Genomic DNA, 19,763 nt, shown 5'->3' with positions numbered 1-19,763 from the left:
GAATACCCATATTCAGCTCTCCAGCGAAATAGATTCGGGCCGGCGCAGGGTCGCGGTGCGGTGCACGAACCTCCAGCCGGCGGCCGTGCGCACTGCACGGTCGGTGTAGGTCACGCTTCCGACCCGACCATTGGCACCGACTCCGAGCCCCTTCGTGATCACTTCCGCGGAGCCGTCCGTGAGCTCGGTGACGAGCACGCTGGTGGCGTGGTGGGCGAGGGGGTGGGCCGCTGTACGCCACGACGCGATCACCGCGGGGATGCCGCGCATGATGCCGAGGCCGAAATCGCTGAGGTCGTAGACGACATCCGCGGTGAACACTTCATCGATGCGAGAGAAGGCGCGCTCGTCGACGATGTGGCCGTCCAGGTCGGCCAGCCTGCGGATCTCGATGTGATCCAGGGCCTCGAGCACGGGTTCTCCGATGGTGGTAGTCGTGGTCATCGGACCGTGACGGGGCCGAGATCCAGGTCCGCGATGTGGCGGCGATGGGCCCGCGAGCTGCCGAACAGGACCTGGTTGAGCTTGGCCCGCTTGAGCAGGAAGTGCAGGTCGTGCTCCCACGTGAAGCCCATACCGCCGTGCAGCGTCACACCGAGAGCCACGACATCCGCGGCTGCGTCGCAGGCGTACGACTTCGCCATCGAGACCAGGATCTCACGGTCCGCGCGATCGGCGGCGAGCGCGTCGAGGGCCTCGTGCACGATGACCCGAGCCGTCTCCACACTGATGAGCATGTCGGCAGCCTGGTGCTTCACCGCCTGGAAGGATCCGATGACGCGATCGAACTGGACCCGCTCCTTGAGGTAGCTCAGGGTGAGGGTCAGTGTTCGCTCGGCGAGGCCGAGGCTGTCGCACGCGGTCGCGAGTGCCGCACGCTCGTTGATCAGGGTCCCTGCGGCGGTGGCGTCTGCTCCTGTGCAGAGCACTGCGTCGGCGGGGAGGGCAACTCCACGAGCGTCGACCTTGCCGAATCGACGCGTCTGGTCGTGCATCTCGGTTGCCGTGCGGGTCAAGCCTGCCGCATCGCCGAGGACCAGCACCAGGGCGTCGCCTCCGGCCGCGTCGGTTGCGTGCACAACCAGAAAATCGGCTTCAGGGGCATCAGGGACGTAGGACCACGACCCGTCGAGGATGACCTGGTCGTGCTCTATTCGTAGTCGGCCGCCGGCGGGCGCGCTGCGCTCGGCCACCGCCGCCGTGCCGACAACGCTGCCCTCGGCGAGCAGCGGCAGCCAGGCGGAGCGCTGGGTCTGCGAGCTCCCGGCGAGCAGCGCAGTGGCGGCCAGGACGGAGGAGGCGAGTAGCGGTCCGGGGCTCAGATGGGAGCCTATCTCGACCAGCACCACGGCCAGGTCGGCGAATGAGGCGCCGGCTCCGCCATATTTCTCGGGGATGTCGATCCCGGTCCAGCCGACCTGCGCGATCTGGTCGCGGAAGACGCGGAGGGCGACCGGATCGACCGGATCGACCATCGCGCGGACGGCTTTACTGCTCGATGCGCTACCGAGTACCTGCTGGACGGCTGCCCGCAACTCGTCACGGTCGATTTCGAGACTATCGGTCACAGTGAGTTCCATTTCGGACATGACAGGTCAAGCCTGCGGTTCGCGAGGGAGCCCGAGGACCCGCTCGCTGATGACGTTGCGCTGGATGTTGTTGGTGCCGCCGCCCGTGATCCAGGTCCAGGAGCCGATGTACTCCAACATCCACGAGCCCGGCTCGGAGCCTTCGGTGGTGGTCTGCTCGACCAACTCCTGGGTCGGCAGTCCGGCCAGTTCGGTACCGAACTCGGCGATCTGCTGTACGAGTTCGCTGTAGGACACCTTGATGATCGACGCCTCGGGTCCGGCGCCACCGCGCCGGACCAGATCGTTGACGACCTTGTGACACAGTCGCTGGATGATCGTCACCCGGGTACGCAGGTCGGCCAGGCCCTCGCGGATCGAGAGATCGTCGATGGCCTTGCATCCGGGGACGATCTCACGTGTTCCGGCCTTTCGGACCAGCTGATCCATCGATTGGCCGAGGCGAGCGGCGAGCTCGAGCAACGTCGGCCCGCGCTCAGCGGTCAGGGTGCTCTGGGCGATCCGCCAGCCGTTGTTCTCCTCGCCGACGCGCATCGAGACCGGGACGCGGACGTCGGTCAGAAAGATCTCGCAGAACTCGGATTCGCCGGTGGACTGCTTGATCGGGCGAATCTCCACGCCCGGAGTGCGTAGGTCGAGCAGAAGGAACGTGATGCCCTTGCGCTTGGGCGCGTCTGGGTCGGTTCGAACGAGGAGCAGGCACCAGTCGGCCACGGTCGCGTAACTGGACCAGATCTTCTGGCCGTTGACGACGTACTCTTCGCCCTCGAGCACGGCCCGAGTGCGCAGCGCGGCGAGGTCCGAGCCTGCGCCCGGCTCGGAAAAGCCCTGGCACCAGATGTCCTCGCCACGCAGGATCCGCGGCAAGAAGCGTTCACACTGCTCCTGCGTCCCCCACTCGGTCAGCGTCGCGTAGCAATGGTTCAGCCCGACGAAGAAGTTCTTTGCCAACGGGGCGTCGGCACGCATCAGCTCCTCGAAGAGGACGACCTGATGCTCGAGGTCCAGGCCCGCGCCACCCCAGGTCGGCGACCAGTGCGGTGCTGCGACGTTGCCGCTCTGGGCGGTCCGGATCCACTGCCGTTGAAAGTTCGCGTACTCCTTCCGGGAGGCGTGCGCGAACTCTTCGGCCCACCCGGAGGGGACGTTCTCATCGAGCCATGCCCGGGTGCGTGCCCGGAACTGCCCGAGGCTCCCCGCCTCGGTGCCGAGGTGGTTACGCGGGGTCTGGGTAGCCGTCACTGCTGATTCCTCCGCATGGCGTTGTGTGTAGGGGGTGTTCTCCACTGCCCTGGCTAATTAGGTGCACTGAAAATAGAATAGAACCTTTTTTCATGGGAGACTAGCGCCAATCTATCTAATTGGGGATACTTAATTGCGGGATGCAACGATGCGTACCCTTGGCGGGCTGGGAGGCCACGTGACGACCCCACGCGAGAGCGCTGACACCGATCTCGAGACGTTCCGCGCTGGTGCGCGGCGGTGGCTCGCCGGCAACGCGACGCAGAACAGCTGGCTGCGTGGTGCCGATGATGTCCTCAGGAACATCATCGAGGAGCGCGTGCTCGGATTGCCCCGTGAGCCACAGGTCGATCGTGACCAGCCCTTTCGTGAGCTGGTCACCGCAGAAGGGATAGGCCGATAAGCCTCGTGTTGAACGCAGAGCAAGAGGAACTGGCCACCTCGGTGCGCCGATTCTTCGAGTCCACATCCGACAGCGGTGTCGTGCGCGCGCTGATCGAGAAGCCCAGCGGCAATGACGCCACGTTGTGGCGCCGGATGGCGAATGAGCTGGGCTTGCAGGGCCTGGCGATCCCGGAGAAGTTCGGCGGAGCCGGGGTCGGCTTCAACTTCCAGACCATCGTGTTCGAGCAGATGGGCCGGGCCTCGGTGGTGGCGCCCTACTTCGCCACGATCGGGCTCGCCGCCAGCGCACTCCTGGCTGCCGACGACGACAACGCGGCGACTGCGTACCTGCCCGGCATCGCCGACGGCACCATCACCGCGACTCTCGCCTTCGTCGAGGACGGCGGCCGATGGGATCTCTCCGAGAACACCACCGTCGCCACGGCCGACGGCGGCGGGTTCCGCCTGCACGGTCACAAGAACTTCGTCACCGACGGTGCCCACGCCGACGTGATCCTGGTGCTCGGCGCCACCGGGGACGGGCCGACCGTCTTCGCCGTCGAACAGGACGCCGCAGGTCTGACCCGTACGGCGCTGGACACCCTCGACCTGACCCGCCGACAGGCTCGCCTGCAGTTCGAGGACACCCCCGCCGTGCTCGTCGGGGCGAGTGGGCGCGGCACGGAGATCGTCACCGCGGCCCTCGACGTCGCTGCCGTCGCCCTCGCCGCCGAACAGGTCGGCGGCGCCCAGCGCTGTCTCGACATGAGCGTCGAGTATGCCAAGGTCCGCACCCAGTTCGGCCGCAAGATCGGCAGTTTCCAGGCGATCAAGCACAAGTGCGCCGACATGCTCGTCGCGGTGGAATCGGCTCGATCGGCCGTCTACTATGCCGCCTCCCTGCTCGAGGACGGCATCGAGGGCGGGCCTGAGCTCGGTATCGCCGCGGCGATGGCCCAGGCGGTTTGCTCCGAGGCGTTCGTCGAGGTCGCCCAGGAGACCATCCAGATCCACGGTGGCATCGGCTTCACGTGGGAGCACGATGCCCACCTGTACTACCGACGTGCCCAGGCCTCCGCCGTACTTCTGGGCGACGCGGTGTATCACCGCGAGTCGCTCGCCCAGCGACTCGGATTCTGAGCAAAGAGTTCTCAGCATTACCGGCCCGGGCGCCCACGCCCGCGGACGTTGATCCATCCACCAGACGAGAGATGTGAGGGACCGCCATGGTCGACATCGACAAGGAATTCGCGGAAGCGACGAACTATACGTTCGACGACAAGGACATCGAGCGCGCCAAATTGCTGATCGGCGTCGACACCGCCAAGAAGCAGCTGGAACACATCAGCACCGCCTCCTACGATTCCATCCGCAACTTCGCGTGGGGCCTGGGCGACGACAACCCGCTCTACTGCGACGAAGAGTACGGCGACAACACCCGCTGGGGCTCGCAGATCGCGCCCAATTCGATGGCTCAGATCATCGGCGCGCCGATGCTCGGCGACCGGATGCCGGAGGAGATCAAAAGCCAGACCAAGGGCCTCTTCCGCGGCATCCACGTCTTCGTCTCCGGCGGCTCCACCGAATGGTACCGCCCCGTCTACCCCGGCGACCGGCTCTACGCCTTCAGCGGCCAGGAGACCCTGGACGTCAAAGAGTCGGAATTCGCCGGCCAGTCGATCATCCAGGTCAACCGCGAGGTGAAGGTCAACCAGCGGGGTGAGGTGGTCTACGTCCACCGCGTGCTGAGCGTCCTCACCGAGCGCAAGGCGGCCCGCGATCGCGGCAAGTACAGCCAGATCGAGCCGACCAGTTACACCGACGAGGACATCGAGAAAATCGATGAGATCTACGCGGCCGAACAGCGTCGCGGCGCCGAGCCCCGCTACTGGGAGGACATCACGGTCGGCGACGCGCTGCCGGCGATGGTCAAGGGTCCGCTCACCACGACCGAGGTCGTGGCGTTCCATGCCGGTGGCTACGGCTTCGTGCCGTACGGCCTGAAGTCGTCGCGACTGGCCTACCTCAATCGCAAGCGGATCGCCCCGTTCTTCATCAAGAACGAGCAGGGCATTCCCGACGTCGCCCAGCGATTGCACTGGGACTCCGCGTGGGCGAAGGCGATCGGCAACCCCATGGCCTACGACTACGGTGTGATGCGCGAGACCTGGTTCCACCACTACGCCACCGACTGGGCCGGCGACGACGCGTTCGTGATCAAGCAGAGTGACTCGATTCGCAAGTTCAACTACCACGGCGACGCGCAGTTCCTCTCCGGCGAGGTCACCGGTAAGCGCGAGGAGAACGGACTGACCCTGGTCGACATCAAGGTGAAGATGGTCAATCAGCGCGATGTCGAGACCGCCTTCGCCGACATCACCATCTCGCTGCCCAGCCGCACGAGCGGACGGGCCGTGCTGCTCGACCCGCCGCTCGACCTGGCCCGCAAGTCGGGTGCGATGTGGGACCGCCACATCGAGCTCACCGCGCAAAAGCGCAACGCTCGCTGATCGATGGGCTCCAACCGTGGAGCCGACCGCAGGTGAGTCGGGTGAAGGTCGGGATCTATTTCGACCTGCGCAATCCGCCGCAGTGGCGCGGTGACTGGTCGCGCCTCTATGGGTTCACCCTCGAGATGTGCGAAGAGGCGGAGCGCCTCGGGGCCGACTCGGTCTGGTTCTCGGAGCATCATTTCTTCGAGGATGGCTACCTCCCGCAGCCGCTGACGATGGCCGCGGCCGCTGCCACCCGCACCCGCAGGGTGCGGGTGGGCACGGCCGTGGTCATCGCGCCTCTTCGACGCGCTGTGCAGCTCGCCGAAGAGGCGGCCATCGTTGATCTGATCAGCAACGGCCGACTCGAGCTCGGCGTCGGAGCCGGCTACCGGCCGGTCGAGTTCGAGGCGTTCGACGCCGACATGGAACAGCGCTACCGCACCACTGACGCCATGGTCGGCCGGCTCCGTGAGCTCTGGTCGGGTGGGAAAGTCCTGCCGCCACCGGCCCAGGACCGGATGCCGATCTGGCTCGGGTACGGCGGTCCGCAGGGCGCTCGGCGTGCCGGCCGGATGGGGGAGGGCCTACTCTCTGTGGACCGCGAGCTCGTCGAGCCCTACCTCGCCGGCCTGGCGCAGGGCGGACACCCGGCCGAGGCGGCCCGGATGGCCGGAAGCCTGCCGGTCTTCACCACCGACGACCCTGAGCGTGACTGGGCGACGGTGTCGCGTCACCACGCGTATCAGTGGGACTCCTACCGCCGCTACATGACCGAGGGCAGCGCCGCCGCGCCGCCGCGCGCGATCGATCCGGAGCGCTCCCGCGCCCACGGCCTGGCTCCCGGCATGGGGAACCTGCTCTACGGCACCCCGGAAGACAACGCGCCTGCGATCCGAGCCCACCTGGCGGGCATGCCTGTCGAGACGGTGTTCTTCTGGGTCTCGCTGGCCGGAATGTCCGAGGAGATGGTGGCAGCGCACGTGCGGACGATCTGCCGCGACCTGCGCCCCCTGCTCGCCTGATCCCGGATCCGGCGAGCAGAGTGCGGTCAGCGCGCAGGTCTTCCTATTGCCTCGTTCGAAACGAGGACACTGAAACAAACAGCCCGTGCGGGTTCGCGGTCAGGAGAGCTCGATGCGTTTGAAGGACAAGGTCGCTGTGGTGACCGGCGCGGGGACCTGGCTGGGTGCGGCCACAGCTCGGCTGTTCGCTCGCGAAGGTGCGGACGTGGTGGCTGTCGGGAGGCGGCAGGCGAAGCTCGACGAGCTGATCGCAACCTCGGCGGCGGAGGGGGCGGCGGGCACGATCGTTTCTCTCGCGGGCGATGTCGCGGGCCCTGCCACCGCCGCACGATGCGGCGAGATCTGCTCGGCCGTTTCTCTTCACGCGAGCATCGCTGCCCGCGATGCTCGCCCGTGGCGGCGGGGCGGTGGTGAACATCGGGTCGATGGTCGGCATGGTCGGGTTCGAGTACTCCGCCGCCTACTCGGCGTCCGGTGGTGGACCGCTCATCTCGCGGGTGGCTCACGTCGACGAGGTAGCGGAACTGGTTCTCTACCTGGCCGGCCCCCGGTCGGGATCGCTCACCGGCGCCGTGATCCCCTATGATGCCGGCTTCATCGCACACTGAGCATTGCTCAGGGCTGCGCTGTGAGTTCGTCGCTCCGCGCGGCGGTACACCATCGCGCCGATGAAGGTCGGCGGGGCCGGGACCCCATCGCGGAGATCGTCGAGCGCGCCGAGAGAGCGCTCGTCCGTCTCGCCGACAGCACGCGCGAATTGAAGGATGTGCCCCGCTTCGACGGGGAACCGCCTTGCAGTCATAAGGTGTACTCAATAGGCCGCTGGGATTGTTGGCGAGTGTCCGGCCGCATTGAGTTCGGAGAGGTGTCCGCGATGTCACGCATATCCAGGTTGCTCACGCTCGATCGGGTCGATGACGACCACTTTCGGGCTCACCCCGCCGCTGCCGGTCCGACCCGTGTATTCGGGGGCCAGTTGGCAGCACAAGCCTTGATGGCAGCCGGTCTGACCGTTGCCGACGATCGAGTCGCGCACTCGCTGCACTGCTATTTCCACGCGCCGGGCGACCCGGTAGCGGGAATCGACTACCTGGTCACCACGATCCGCGACGGCAGGTCCTTCTCCGGGCGTCGGGTCGAGGCCAGGCAGGGGGACAGGGTGATCTTCTCGGTGATGGCCTCGTTCCAACGGCCGACGCCGGGCCAACTGGAGCACCGGCCGGAGTCGGCTGACGTACGGCCGCCGGAGGAGTCGCCGCCGCCGGACGCGGCGTCGGTAGTCATCAGCGAGACCGCCCGTGCATGGTTCGCGGGGCTAGGCCGGCGGCACCCGATCGAGTTCCGCCTCGTCGAAGGCGCTCCCTTCGATCCGCGGCGTACCTCCGTGCCGAGGATGTGGATGCGGCTCAAGGAGTCCTTGGGTGCGGACGTGCTCGCCCACGCCGCTGCCGCGGCGTACGCCTCGGATCAGTTACTGCTCGGGGCTGCCGCCTTCCGGCACGGCATCGAGGTCGGGGATCCCGGCCTCGTCGGGGCCAGCCTCGACCACGCGGTCTGGTTCCATGAGTCCTTCCGCACCGACGAGTGGTTCCTCTACGAGGTGGACTCGGCGTGGGCGGCCGGTGGCCGGGCGTTGTCCACCGGGCGGATCTTCGATCGGTCCGGTCGGCTGGTGGTCAGCGCCGCGCAGGAGGGGGTCATGCGCCCGGTGACCGCGACCGCGGACCAGGTCTGAGCTCGTCCGGACTCAGCCGTCGTGCTCGGCGACTATCACCCGCCGCAACAGCTTGCCTGTGGGCGAGTACGGAAGCGCCTGACGGAACTCGATCGTGCGAAACAGCTTGAAGCGGGCCAGCGTTCGTGCGGCGTGCGCACGAAGCTCCTCGGCGAGACCCTCCCCGTCCGCGGTCCCGGACTCGGTGACGACGACGGCGTGGACCCGCTTGCCCCACTCCGGATCGGGCAGGCCGACCACCGCGACCTCAGCGACGGCCGGGTGGGAGATCAGCGCCCGCTCGACCTCGGCCGGATAGATGTTGACCCCGCCGGACAGGATCATGTCCGTGCGCCTGTCGGCGATGTACAACCAGCCCTCGGCGTCGATGTACGCCTGGTCGCCGGCGGTGTAGAAGCCGTCGCGCTGACTGCTGCGGGTCTTGGCCTCGTCGTTCAGGTATTCGGACAGGATGCCGCGAGGATTTCGGATCCACAGGGTGCCGATCGCACCGTGGGGGAGCTCTTGCCCGTTCTCGTCCAGCACCGTCATCTCCGCGCCGTCGGCATTGACATGGCCGACGGATCCCGGGTGCGCCAGCCACTCCTGCGCCGTGATACTGGTGCCGAAGCCCTCTGAGCTGGCGAAGTACTCATAGAGCACCGGCCCCCACCAGTCCATCATCGCCCGCTTGGTCTCCACCGGGCACGGCGCGCCGGCATGGCTGACGACGCGGAGCCGCTCATGTCCGTAGCGGGACCGTACGTTCTCGGGCAGCTGGAGGAGACGGTGGAAGTGGATCGGTGCCATCTGGGTCGTCGTGACGCCGTACATCTCGATGAGGCCGAGAACCCGTTCGCTGTCCCAGCTGCCGGCGAGCACGACGGTGTGACCGTTGTGTAGCCCCTGCAGACCCCAGGTTCCCGGTGCCCCGTGGTAGAGCGGCCCTGTCACCAAGGTGACACCGTCGGGGTCTGTGCTCATCCCGCGCCGGATCATCATCGGCTCGGTTCCTGCGAGACCCTCCTCCGGCAAGACCGGGACGGATGACATGGGGAAGGTGACGCCCTTCGGGCGACCGGTGGTCCCCGAGGTGTAGAGCATGACGTTGGACCAGATCCGCTGAGTCGGCGCGGTCGAAGCGTAGGCGTCGAGGAGTTGCTCGTAGTGGCGCGCCGCAGGGGCGTCGGGAGAGCCCAACACGACCCGTCGATCGGCCGGGTAGTCGATCGCGTCCAGGGCGGCCAGTCCCGTCTCGGTGAACGTCGCTTCGATGATGACCAGTCCGGCGTCGCAGTCACTCACGATGTGGGCGATCTCGTCGGGGGCGAGGTGGGTGTTGATCGGGACCGGATGGACCCCGATCTGCTGGGCGCCGAGGGCGAGCTCGAAGAACTCGTGGCGGTTGCCGACCAACAGGGCGATCCGCGAGTGCGGCGCGACGCCGCGAGAGCGCAGCAGGTGCGAGAAGCGATTCGCGCGCTGGGCCAGCTCGCCGGCGGTGATGGTGCTGCCGTCCGGGTTGATCACGGCGACATGCGCGGGGCGCCGGGTCGCCCATGCCCACAGGCCGTCGGTCACGGCGGCTCCCTCAGACGCCGGTCGCGCTGGCCTGCTCGGCGAGACGAGCCGCCTCGGCCAAGTCCGGTGTGGCGCAGGCCGCGATGTACTCGCGGCGCAACCTGCTGACCAGTTCGGCGACAGGCGGGATGTCATGGATGAGTTCGATGCCCTGGCCGGCGCTCCACAGGTTGCGCCATGGTTTGACAGCCTCGGGCAGGTGATCGTGGCGCATCGGGCCGTTGGGGACCGGCAGGTTCTCGGGGTCGAGGCCGTTGCGGCGCATCGACTCGACCAGCCAGTTGGCCGGTACGCCCGCAATCGCGGGGGTGTAGCTGAGCCCGGTCGCTGACTCGTCGACGAGCATCTGTTTGTACTCCTCGGAGGCGCCGGACTCCCGGGTCGCTATGAAGCGGGTGCCCAGGTAGGCCAAGTCGGCACCGAGCACCTCCGCCGCTCGGATCGCGGCGCCGGTCGAGACCGCGCCGGCCATCACGATGGTGCCGTCGAACATCTCGCGCACCTTGGGGATGAGGGCGAGGTGGCTGACCGTCCCGGAGTGGCCGCCGCCTCCCGCGCCGATGCAGTTCAGCCCGTCGGCACCGGCGGCGATCGCCGTCTCTGCGAAGCGCAGTGACGTCACGTCGTGGTAGACGACACCACCCCAGTCGTGCACCTGCTTGACGGTCTCGGTCGGGTCGCCGGTCGCGGTCACCACGATCCGCACGCCGTACTTGCTGAACAGGCGCAGGTGCCGGTTCAGCACCTCGTTGTCGAGTCCGTTCGGCAGATTCACGGCGATCGGACCGACCTGGGCGCCGGGGTTCGCGTCCCGGTAAGCCGTGAGGTCGGCGTCGATCTGTGCCAGCCATTGCTCGAACTGCTCGAAGCCCCGGGCATTATGTCGCGGCAGCGCCGCGACGATGCCTGCCTTGCAGGCTGCACTCACCAACTCCGGCGTGCTCACGAGAAACATCGGCGCGCAGAACGCAGGCAGGGTGAGCGAATCTCGGATGCTGGCGTCCAGAGCCACGTTTCCTCCACGGGTCATAAGCGGTAATATCTCACTATAGAGGATACTCAATACTTTTCGAAAGGCTCTGTTCGATGGAAGCGACCGTCAATGCGACCTCGGGTGAGGTGTGGGCCTTCGATGTCGACGGCTGTCTGATCGACCTCCTGGGAGGCGCCAGCCTGCGGCCTCATGCCCGGGAGCTCTTGACAGCACTGAATGAGCGCGGTGTTCGGTGCGTGCTGTGGAGCGGCGGAGGAGCCCGCTGGGCCCAGGGCAAAGCCACTCAGTTCGGTCTCGGTGAACTGCTCGACGGCTATTACGGCAAGCCGTCGCGCGGTCCCGATGGCCGCTGGCGCTTCGACCACCTGCCTCAGCGCCACAGGCCGGCGGTGTGCGTCGACGACTCGCCTGGCGAGGTGCCGCTCGGGGTGCGGATCATCGGGGTGAGTCCCTACACGGCACCGAACGATCACGATCAGGAGTTCGTCCGGTTGTGTGCACAGATCGCCGCGACAAGTTCGGTGTATTGATGACACTCAAAGGCGATTCATCGGCCGGTCCATCGGCGAACGCTTCTCCGTGAAGGCCAGGACGCCCCCCTGGCGTCCTCGGACATCACCACCTCGTCGTCGCTGTGGATGAGCGCCAATGATGGTCCTTCTCTTACGTCGATCTTAATAGAGGATACTTAAAAGAACTTCGGAGCGGTACTGTGTTGAGAGTTGGATTTCATCTCGTGAGGAGAGCGCAGTGGCTGTGGAGAGTTGTGATGGACTGAGGATCGAGTGGGGCGGGCCTGTCCTGAGGATCACGATCGACCGTTCCGACGCGGGCAGTACGCTGACCGGTGAGATGGTGGCGACCATGATCAGCGCCCTGAAAGAAGCTCCAGAAGACCCGGAGATCCGGGTCGTGGCGCTCGGTTCGAGCGGCAAGGATTTCTGCACGGGGGTAGATCTCCGGGCGGCGAACGCGAAGTCCGACGCGAGGCCGCGGATCGGACACCATCATCGCCGGATCGACGGAGGTGTCAACGAGATGATTCGGGCCTTGTCCGACGTCGAGTTGCCGGTTGTGGCGGGGGTGCGAGGCTGGGCTGCTGGAGCAGGCCTTTCGTTGGCCTTGTTCTCGGACTACATCGTGGCGAGCGAATCAGCCAAGTTCTGGGCACCCTTCACTCCGCGCGGATTCACTCCCGACAGCGGAACGACCTATCTGATCCCGCGCCTGATCGGCGTCGCTCGCGCCAAGGAGATGCTCCTACTCGGCAAGCCGGTGGGGGCAGCGAAGGCCGAGGCCTGGGGGATGATCAACGAGGCGGTCCCCGAGGCGGCGTTCGATCAGACGTTCCATGAGGCGGTGGGAATGTTCGCAGAGACCGCTACAGTCGCTGTCGGGCTGGCCAAATCATTGATCCGCCGCAACCTGGATCAGCCTCTCACCCAGGCGCTCTACAACGAGTCCTTCGCCGAGGAGGTCGCGCTGCGCAGCAGTGACTTCAAGGTGGGCATCGCGGCATTGATGAAGCGCGGGGACGCGAACTTCACCGGAAGCTGACCGATCCGAACGGACGCTGGTGGTCAAAGCCACCACTGGCCGAGCGCGCTGAGATGCCGCGCCATCCGGTGTCGGGCGAGCCCAGCGTCGCCCGCCTCGATCGCGTCGAGGATCGCGTCGTGCGCGCGGACCAGGTCTCTGCGCATGTCGGTGCTCGGGTCCACATTTACGTCCGGCGGCAGGTGGCGACGATAGAGCGAGGACAGGATTCGCAGAAACATGTTCAGTACGGGGTTTCCGCTGATTTCGGCCAACGTGTAGTGCAGGTCATGTTTTCCGAGAATCGGGCTCCCTGGCTTCAGCTTCTGTTGGTTGGCTGCCCGGGTGGCCTCGATCCAGGCCACGACGTCGGCATCGGTGGAGCGCTGGGCTACCCGTACGACGCACTCCAATTCGATCGCAGCACGAACCGCCCAAACCTGAGCCAGGGTGGTCCGTCGGTAGTCGAGCAGCAGTGCCATCGACTCGGTGCTCGCCCCCGGATTCGGCTCGGTCGCGATCAGTCCACCCCCTGGTCCCCGTCGCATCCGGGCAATGCCATGGTGCTCCACCAGCCGGATGGCCTCGCGCAGCACTGCGCGGCTGACACCGTAACGCTCCAGCAGGTCGGTCTCTGAGCCGATGAAGTCTCCGACCGCGACATCCTCGCCGATGATGTCGTCGCGGATCCGCAGCGAGACGTATTCGGCCAGCTTGGAGCCGGGTATGCGCTCCGTCGGGGTGCTCGTCCGGGCTCGCTTACGGGCCTGGCGGGTGGTGGTCACGCCCCCGGATTTCGATACCAGCCAGGTTGCCATCGCATGGAGATGAACCTCGGCCCGGTGCTGCGCCTGTCCGGGGTTGCCGCAGAGAATCGAGTCCACGATGGCGGCATGCGCAGCGCGTACCGCGGCGAGGATCTCGGACCGCTCGTCCCGCTGCACTGAGGGAGCTACACGGGCGTATCGCTCGGTCAACTGGGTGAGGACGTGGACGAAGATCTCGAGGACCGGATTGCCGCTCGCTCGCGCGATCGCCGCGTGGACGATATCCTCCTTCACCGAACCGTCGGTGGAATCCATGGGGCCTGCGCGCTCGTGCTCGGCGGTGAGAGCGTCCCGCAGATCGGCGATCTCGTCCTCGGTGAGCGCCTCGGCTGCCCACGCTGCAGCCACCGGTTCGAGAATCGTGCGCGCATCGATGATGTTTTCGTATGAGGTGCCGATGTGCTCGAGGAACATCGTCATGGCCGTGAGCGTCGGTGTCGCATCGGGCTCTTGCACGATCAGGCCGCCCGCTGGGCCGCGGCGCATCGTCGCCACTGTCTGGTGCTCGAGTAGTCGTACCGCCTCCCGGAGGATGGCACGGCTCACGCCGTACCGCTCCATCAGATCCTGCTCCGACCCGATGCTCTCGCCGATCGGCCAGCCTCGAGCGGCGATGTCTTCGCCGATCCTGCGTGCAACCGCGACGGCACGCTTCACCTCTGGTTTTTTGGTGGTCTCGACAGCGTGCGCGGTGGCTGCAGTCTGTTCTGGTACGACGGTCATCCAACGTCCCCTGGAGCTTCCGCCAGGGTTCGAGCCCACACACTGGTGATTTCGAGTCCGCTTGGCTTTCGTGAATGGAGCGTCTGTGCGGTAAAGAATAGCCGCAATACATGGCCTGCGACCAATTCAGATCTGTGGCGTGGTGCTCACTCGACGTCCGCCAAGGCCGGGAAATGTGGAGACCTTCGCTCACCGAAGGCGTGAAGCCCTTCCGTGAAATCTGGCGAGGCAAAGGCTACGCAGGTAGCGACTCCTGCTGTCGAGGACGCCCTTGGTGCCGCCTGCGGAATCGATGGCGTCGAGTACGGCAGTGTCGGCACCTGCGTAGAACGCGTCGCCCGATCCGGTGACCACGACCACGCGAACATGCTGGTCGACTCTAGCTCGCCGCAGGGCCCGCCCGTAGGCCGTCTCCAAGGCGTTGAGCCGCGCGGGCCGGTTGAGGGTGACGACGGTGACCCCGTCGCGCACGTCGTAGAGCAGGATGTCCTCGGGTTGGCTATGATATTAAGGATACTGAAAAGCTTCACGACTGGGCAACCGTCATGATAATTCTGGGGTTGCCCTGCCCGGCGCTGCGCCGGTGGATCGATACGGAAGCGAGAACGATCACCATGGAATCCCTCGAAGTGGAAAAGGCAGGCGGCATCGCTACCGTCACCTTCCACCGTCCGCCGGTCAATGCTTTGACGAGGCGGGTGATGCACGACCTCACCACGATCTTCGACGGTTTCGCGGATGACCGCGAGGTCATCGTCGCGGTGTTCCGCGTCGTGCCCGATCGGGCCTTCGTCGCCGGTGTCGACCTCAACGACGTCTCCGGCCCGGACGAGGAGTCGACGCCTGCCGCGATGACCGACCGCGGGAAGGTCGCGCGCGAGATGTTCCGGTCGATCCACGAGTGTGCGGTTCCGGTCATCGCGGCCGTCGACAAGGCGGCCATCGGGGGTGGGTTCGCGCTCGCGTCGTGCTGCGACATGATCATCGCCACCGAACGCGCAACTTTCGGGATGACCGAGATCAACATGGGCCTTCTCGGCGCGAGCTCGCACCTGGTCCGGATGCTCGGCCCGTACCGTGCTCGCGACATGTTCTTCACCGGCCGGATGGCGACAGCTGCCGAGCTCGCCGCGGCCGGAGTGATAGTTCGGGTCGTGGCCGACCCTGCCGACCTCGACGCGGTCGCAGACGAGTACGCGCGCGCCCTGGCGGGGAAGAGCCCGTTGGCGTTGCGTCTGGCCAAGGAATCGATGAACCGAACCGAGGACCTCCCCTTCCAGGAGGGCTACCGGGTGGAGCAGGACTACACCGCTCGGATGGTCACGTTCGAGGATTCGGCCGAAGCACGCCAGGCCTTCTTCGACAAGCGCGACCCTGTGTGGAAGTGGCGTTGAAACCGAATAGGTTAGCGCCCTGCTCTCATAGAGGATACTCTATTGCTCATGAGTCCTCTTCGACGTCTGCCCGATGTCCTCACCGTTCGCGCTCACACTTCCCCCGACGCAGTGGCGCAGGATGACACCCACCGCGCCATCACGTTCGCAGAGTGGGACGCCGAGGCGGCGGCGATCGGGGGCGGGCTGACGGCGAGCGGTGTCCAGGTCGGCGACCGGGTGCTGCTGCCTATCACCAATAACCACGGGGTCGACATGGCGGTGGTCTTCATCGCCGTGCAACGGGCGGGTGCCATCGCGGTCCCGCTCAACACGCGCCTCACCCAGGAGGAGATGAAGTACTTCGCTCAGCTGACCGGCGCCGCCTGGATCGTCACCGACGTGCCGGATAAACTGCCGGAGCTGCAAGTGAAAGCGATCTGGACGGTCGAGGACGTTCCGCGCGATGTGAGCAGTCTGTTGGACCAGAGCGCGCTCGACCCCGAGGGTGATCTCGATATCATCTCCACCTCCGGCACGACAGGCCGGCCGAAGGGCGTCGTCTTCACCCATGCGGACCTGGTCTCGAAGATCGGCGACGGCACTCGGACCACCACGTCGAAGGTTATTCTTCACGCGCTCCCGTACACCGGGTTCGGTGGTTGCCACGGGTTGATGCTCTCGCCCCTCAACTTCGGCAGTACGGTGATCGTGCAACCGCACTTCGACCCGGCGGGCATGGTCGAATTGATCGAGACCAAGCGTCCGGACACCCTGCATTTGGTGCCCTCGATGTTGCGCCTCATCCTCGACCAGCCAGGCATCGAAGACAGGGACTTCTCCAGCGTCCGCTTCGTCATCACCGGCACCGCGCCGCTGCCCGCCGACACCGTCGTTCGGGTGCACGACCTCTGGCCCGATATCCGCGTCGTCAACGTCTACGGTCAAACCGAGTCGCAGGCCCGGGTCGCGACCCGCTCGCAGGCCTCGGTGCTCAAGCCGGGCTCGGTCGGCAGTCCCGACGACCCGTCCACCGTCGAGATCCGCGATGCGAACGGCGTCGCGGTCGCCACGGGGGTCGACGGCGCGATCTGGACCAAGGCGGCCGTTCCCCGCCGGTATTGGGGCGATGAAGAAAATACCCGCAAGACGTGGACCGGTGGGTGGCTCGACACCGGCGACATCGGGCACTTCGATGAGGACGGCGACCTGATCCTCACCGGGCGTTCCAAGGAGATCATCATCCGCGGCGGTTACAACATCGGGCCCGGTGAGGTCGAGAACGTCCTGCTGGCCCATCCCGCGGTGGCCGATGTCGCGGTAGTCGGTGTTCCCCACTCGGTGCTCGGGGAGGACGTGGCCGCTGCCGTCGTGTTCCACGACGGTCATGTCGCGACCGCCGAGCAACTGGCTGCGTTTGCAGGCGAGCATCTGGCAGCCAACAAGATTCCGAGGACTTTCGTGGTGATGGATGCGCTGCCGTACAACCAGAACCTCAAGGTGGTCAAGCGTGACCTGATTCCCGAGCTCACTGCGGCGGCCGACGCTGACCGAGCTCGCCGTGCGGCCGCCCGATGATGGACCAGCGGCCAGGGCCCGGTGGGCTGCCATCCTGGCTCGTGGCTACCTGCGGACCAGCTCCATCCGGAACTGGATGTGACCCGGGTCTCCCTTTCTGAGAAAATTAGAGTATCCTGAATTTATGACCGGACCACTCGGCGGATACACCGTCATCGAGTTAGCGGGCATCGGCCCAGGCCCGTTCCGCGACACGGAAGCCGTGCTCGGCGTTGCAGGCTGGACCGCCACCGGGGTCGGGAGCCCGAGGGCCTCGGGCGCGGTCACCTGAGAAAGCTGAGTTTCCGGCGCGGGGACGTGCGTTGTCCGAAATTAAGGATACTGCTTGATACGCGCCTATGGCGTGGCTCACATTACGAAGGGACTATGGGCACATGTACGAGCTGATCAGCGTCGATGACCACATCATCGAGCCCCCGAGCGTGTGGGTGGACCGCCTGCCTGCCAAATACAAGGATATCGGCCCGCACGTCATCGACGATGGCACCCGCGAGTGGTGGGTCTACGAGGACAAGCGCGTCGACACGATGGGGCTCAACGCCGTCGCCGGCAAGCCGTTCGAAGAGTGGAACATGGACCCGGTGCGCTTCACCGACATGATCCAGGGCTGCTGGGACCCGAAACAGCGCGCCAAGGACATGGAGATGGACGGCGTCGTCGGCACTGTCTGTTTCCCCACTCTGCCACGATTCGCCGGCACCCTTTTTCTGGACTTCCAGGACAAGGAGCTCGCGGACCTCAGCGTCAAGGCCTACAACGACTGGCTGATCGACGAGTGGTGCGCAGCGGCGCCCGACCTCTACATCCCGATGGCGATCACGCAACTGTGGGACCCCGAGAAGGCGGCCGCCGAGGTACGCCGCATGGCGGCGCGCGGGGCCCGCTGCATCACCTTCCCGGAGACGCCGGCGCCGCTGGGGCTGCCGTCGTTCTTCACCGATCACTGGGACCCCGTCTTCCAGGCTTGCGAGGAGACCGGCCTGGTGATCAACATGCACATCGGCACCAGCGGTTCGCTCGCCTCGCCGGCGCCGGACGCGCCGTTCCACGTGCTGATCATGCTCGCCCAGGCAAGTGCGTCGATCGGCATGGTCGGCATGCTCGAGAGTCCGGTCCTGCGCAAGTTCCCCGACCTGCAGATGGTCTTCTCCGAGGGCGGCCTCGGGTGGATACCCGCGCTGCTCGAGCGCTGCGACCGGATGTGGGAGCGCCACCGCATGTGGTCCGGCCTGGACGACCTGCGACCGTCGGATCTCTTCAAGCGCAACGTGTACGGCGCTTTCGTCGACGACCAGGTGGGTCTCGAGCTCCGCCACCGCGTCGGCGTCGACCGCATCTTGTGGGAGAGCGACTTCCCGCACGTCGAGTCGGTCTGGCCGCACTCGCAAGAGATCGCCAAGCGGGTGGCAAAGGATCTGCCCGAGGACGAGGTCCGCAAGGTGTTCGCCGAAAACGCGCGGAAGCTCTACAACTGGCCGGCCAAGGTCGACGCCAAGGTCGCCGTCGCGTGATCAAACTCCTCGAAGGCGTTCGCGTCGTCGAGTGTGCTGTCCTCTTCAATGGTGACCAGACCGGACGGCTCCTCGCCGATCTGGGCGCCGATGTGATCAAGGTGGAGGCCCCCGGGGTGGGGGACTATCTGCGCGACTTCCTCGGCCAGATCGTTCCCCACCACAGTCCGGCGCACATGTTCGTCAATCGCAACAAACGCAGCATGACGCTCAACCTGAAAGCGGAGGAGGGCCGCGAGGTCTTCTTCGACCTGCTGAAGACCGCGGACATCTTCATCGACGGATTCGCGGGGGATGCGTGCGCCCAGCTGGGCATCGGCTATGAGCAACAGAAGGCGGTGAAGCCCGACATCGTCTATGCCCAGTGCAGTGGTTTCGGTGCGTTCGGTCCGCTCTCGAACATCCCTACACATGGTCAGATGATGGGCTCGCTCGGCGGCGGGGCCAAGCTGAGCGTCGGTGACGATGGGCTCGTGCAGGAGCACGGGGGCCTCACCGACGGCACTGTTCCCGGTGCCCTGTTCACGGCTCTCTCCGCGGTGGCCGCGCTCGAACAGGTGCGTCGTACGGGTGAAGGTGTCTACATCGATGGTGCCGGCTCCGATGCGGTTCTGGGCACGCAGTGGATCGATGCCCTCTACCACTGGAACGCGAGTCGGCTCGTTGGAGGGACAGGTCTCGGCGGTGGCGAAAGCAACCCCAAGTACCACTTCTACGAGACCAAGGACGAGCGGTTCGTGCTCTTCTGCGCGATCGAGCCGAAGTTCTGGAGGAACTTCTGCCGGGCTGTCGAGCGCGACGATCTCTCGGGAACGGTCGACACCGCGACGCCTGTCGACTTCGGGGGCTCCGATGAGTTGTTGACCCAGGAGTTGGCCCGGATCTTCCGCGAGCGTACGCAGGCGGAGTGGGTCGAGATCGCCCGTGTTCACGACATCGCCATGGGGCCGGCCAACCAGGTCGGAGATCTCCGGGACGACCCGCAGTTGCGGGCCCGCGGCTCGATTCACGACTCTGTCCATCCTGTTGCCGGTCCGTTCACGGCACCCGGTTGGCCGGCGATGGTCTCGGGCCAGCCGTTCGACGTGATCAAGCCGGCGCCGTTGCTCGGTGAGCACACCGATGAGGTGCTGGTGGCGCTCGGATACGACGCCGAGAACATCGCGACGCTGCGCGCGGCCGGAGCATTCTGAG

21 protein-coding genes and 1 pseudogene are annotated in these 19,763 nt (G+C 66.2%); 14 read left to right on the top strand and 8 right to left on the bottom strand.

Annotated features, from left to right (window positions below; all coding sequences use genetic code 11):
- Positions 1-12: 12 nt before the first annotated feature.
- From ABZS43_RS19550 to ABZS43_RS19540, 3 genes are read right to left on the bottom strand one after another with little or no spacing between them, the layout of a single operon-like run.
- The gene (locus tag ABZS43_RS19550) at positions 13-444 is read right to left on the bottom strand and encodes a nuclear transport factor 2 family protein (RefSeq protein WP_355037331.1); all 432 of its coding nucleotides are present in this window, start codon (positions 442-444) and stop codon (positions 13-15) included.
- Entirely contained in the window at positions 441-1,568 is a 1,128-nt protein-coding gene (locus tag ABZS43_RS19545; protein WP_355037330.1) for an acyl-CoA dehydrogenase family protein, read from the bottom strand. The genes ABZS43_RS19550 and ABZS43_RS19545 overlap by 4 nt, the downstream gene beginning before the upstream one ends.
- A gap of 27 nt (positions 1,569-1,595) precedes the next feature.
- Entirely contained in the window at positions 1,596-2,831 is a 1,236-nt protein-coding gene (locus ABZS43_RS19540; protein ID WP_355037329.1) for an acyl-CoA dehydrogenase family protein, read from the bottom strand.
- Between the two features lie 178 nt (positions 2,832-3,009).
- On the opposite strand from ABZS43_RS19540, the gene ABZS43_RS19535 reads away from it, so the two are divergent.
- From ABZS43_RS19535 to ABZS43_RS19510, 6 genes and pseudogenes are all read left to right on the top strand, one after another.
- On the top strand, positions 3,010-3,234 hold the full coding sequence (locus ABZS43_RS19535; protein WP_355037435.1) for a hypothetical protein: 225 nt from the start codon (positions 3,010-3,012) through the stop codon (positions 3,232-3,234).
- 5 nt (positions 3,235-3,239) lie between these two features.
- Positions 3,240-4,355, top strand: a complete 1,116-nt coding sequence (locus tag ABZS43_RS19530) for an acyl-CoA dehydrogenase family protein (protein WP_355037328.1) — start codon at positions 3,240-3,242, stop codon at positions 4,353-4,355.
- 86 nt (positions 4,356-4,441) lie between these two features.
- Positions 4,442-5,725: a MaoC family dehydratase N-terminal domain-containing protein gene (locus ABZS43_RS19525; protein WP_355037327.1), complete on the top strand. Its 1,284-nt coding sequence runs from the start codon at positions 4,442-4,444 to the stop codon at positions 5,723-5,725.
- Between the two features lie 41 nt (positions 5,726-5,766).
- Entirely contained in the window at positions 5,767-6,732 is a 966-nt protein-coding gene (locus ABZS43_RS19520; RefSeq protein ID WP_355037326.1) for an LLM class flavin-dependent oxidoreductase, read from the top strand.
- A gap of 112 nt (positions 6,733-6,844) precedes the next feature.
- Positions 6,845-7,039, top strand: a pseudogene (locus ABZS43_RS19515) (SDR family NAD(P)-dependent oxidoreductase); the annotation flags it as partial.
- 7 nt (positions 7,040-7,046) lie between these two features.
- On the top strand, positions 7,047-7,340 hold the full coding sequence (locus tag ABZS43_RS19510; protein WP_355037427.1) for an SDR family NAD(P)-dependent oxidoreductase: 294 nt from the start codon (positions 7,047-7,049) through the stop codon (positions 7,338-7,340).
- On the opposite strand, the gene ABZS43_RS19505 is transcribed toward ABZS43_RS19510, so the two are convergent.
- Positions 7,313-7,534 carry a hypothetical protein gene (locus ABZS43_RS19505; RefSeq protein ID WP_355037325.1) on the bottom strand — a complete coding sequence of 74 codons (222 nt, stop codon included), beginning with the start codon at positions 7,532-7,534 and terminating at the stop codon, positions 7,313-7,315. The two genes, ABZS43_RS19510 and ABZS43_RS19505, sit on opposite strands and share 28 nt — an antisense overlap.
- Positions 7,535-7,606: 72 nt before the next feature.
- Between ABZS43_RS19505 and ABZS43_RS19500 the strand changes: the two genes are divergently transcribed.
- Positions 7,607-8,467, top strand: a complete 861-nt coding sequence (locus ABZS43_RS19500; protein ID WP_355037324.1) for an acyl-CoA thioesterase domain-containing protein — start codon at positions 7,607-7,609, stop codon at positions 8,465-8,467.
- Between the two features lie 12 nt (positions 8,468-8,479).
- On the opposite strand, the gene ABZS43_RS19495 is transcribed toward ABZS43_RS19500, so the two are convergent.
- On the bottom strand, positions 8,480-10,027 hold the full coding sequence (locus ABZS43_RS19495; protein WP_355037323.1) for an AMP-binding protein: 1,548 nt from the start codon (positions 10,025-10,027) through the stop codon (positions 8,480-8,482).
- Positions 10,028-10,037: 10 nt separating this feature from the next.
- Positions 10,038-11,039: a nitronate monooxygenase family protein gene (locus tag ABZS43_RS19490; RefSeq protein WP_355037322.1), complete on the bottom strand. Its 1,002-nt coding sequence runs from the start codon at positions 11,037-11,039 to the stop codon at positions 10,038-10,040.
- A gap of 74 nt (positions 11,040-11,113) precedes the next feature.
- Here ABZS43_RS19490 and ABZS43_RS19485 point away from each other — a divergent pair, with 74 nt between their 5' ends.
- Positions 11,114-11,551: an HAD family hydrolase gene (locus ABZS43_RS19485; protein WP_355037321.1), complete on the top strand. Its 438-nt coding sequence runs from the start codon at positions 11,114-11,116 to the stop codon at positions 11,549-11,551.
- Positions 11,552-11,771: 220 nt separating this feature from the next.
- Positions 11,772-12,578, top strand: coding sequence for an enoyl-CoA hydratase-related protein (locus tag ABZS43_RS19480; protein WP_355037320.1), 807 nt, complete (start codon positions 11,772-11,774; stop codon positions 12,576-12,578).
- 23 nt (positions 12,579-12,601) lie between these two features.
- On the opposite strand, the gene ABZS43_RS19475 is transcribed toward ABZS43_RS19480, so the two are convergent.
- Together ABZS43_RS19475 and ABZS43_RS19470 are read right to left on the bottom strand one after the other, a co-directional pair.
- Complete coding sequence (locus tag ABZS43_RS19475) at positions 12,602-14,107, bottom strand: FCD domain-containing protein (protein WP_355037319.1); 1,506 nt, start codon at positions 14,105-14,107, stop codon at positions 12,602-12,604.
- A gap of 189 nt (positions 14,108-14,296) precedes the next feature.
- Entirely contained in the window at positions 14,297-14,578 is a 282-nt protein-coding gene (locus ABZS43_RS19470; RefSeq protein ID WP_355037318.1) for an enoyl-CoA hydratase-related protein, read from the bottom strand.
- Between the two features lie 143 nt (positions 14,579-14,721).
- Between ABZS43_RS19470 and ABZS43_RS19465 the strand changes: the two genes are divergently transcribed.
- From ABZS43_RS19465 to ABZS43_RS19445, 5 genes are all read left to right on the top strand, one after another.
- Positions 14,722-15,501: an enoyl-CoA hydratase-related protein gene (locus tag ABZS43_RS19465; protein WP_355037317.1), complete on the top strand. Its 780-nt coding sequence runs from the start codon at positions 14,722-14,724 to the stop codon at positions 15,499-15,501.
- A gap of 48 nt (positions 15,502-15,549) precedes the next feature.
- A complete protein-coding gene (locus ABZS43_RS19460) occupies positions 15,550-17,058 on the top strand; it encodes a class I adenylate-forming enzyme family protein (protein WP_355037316.1) in 1,509 nt (502 codons plus the stop codon).
- 124 nt (positions 17,059-17,182) lie between these two features.
- Positions 17,183-17,329 carry a hypothetical protein gene (locus ABZS43_RS19455; protein ID WP_355037315.1) on the top strand — a complete coding sequence of 49 codons (147 nt, stop codon included), beginning with the start codon at positions 17,183-17,185 and terminating at the stop codon, positions 17,327-17,329.
- Positions 17,330-17,432: 103 nt separating this feature from the next.
- Complete coding sequence (locus ABZS43_RS19450) at positions 17,433-18,569, top strand: amidohydrolase family protein (RefSeq protein ID WP_355037314.1); 1,137 nt, start codon at positions 17,433-17,435, stop codon at positions 18,567-18,569.
- Positions 18,566-19,762, top strand: a complete 1,197-nt coding sequence (locus ABZS43_RS19445) for a CoA transferase (RefSeq protein WP_355037313.1) — start codon at positions 18,566-18,568, stop codon at positions 19,760-19,762. The genes ABZS43_RS19450 and ABZS43_RS19445 overlap by 4 nt, the downstream gene beginning before the upstream one ends.
- Position 19,763 lies beyond the last annotated feature (1 nt).

Origin of the sequence: Nocardia sp. NPDC005366 (assembly GCF_040606855.1) — a bacterium.
Classification (GTDB): Bacteria; Actinomycetota; Actinomycetes; order Mycobacteriales; family Mycobacteriaceae; genus Nocardia.
The sequence above is the reverse complement of the archived record's forward strand: the minus strand, read 5'-3'. Positions and strand labels throughout refer to the sequence as shown.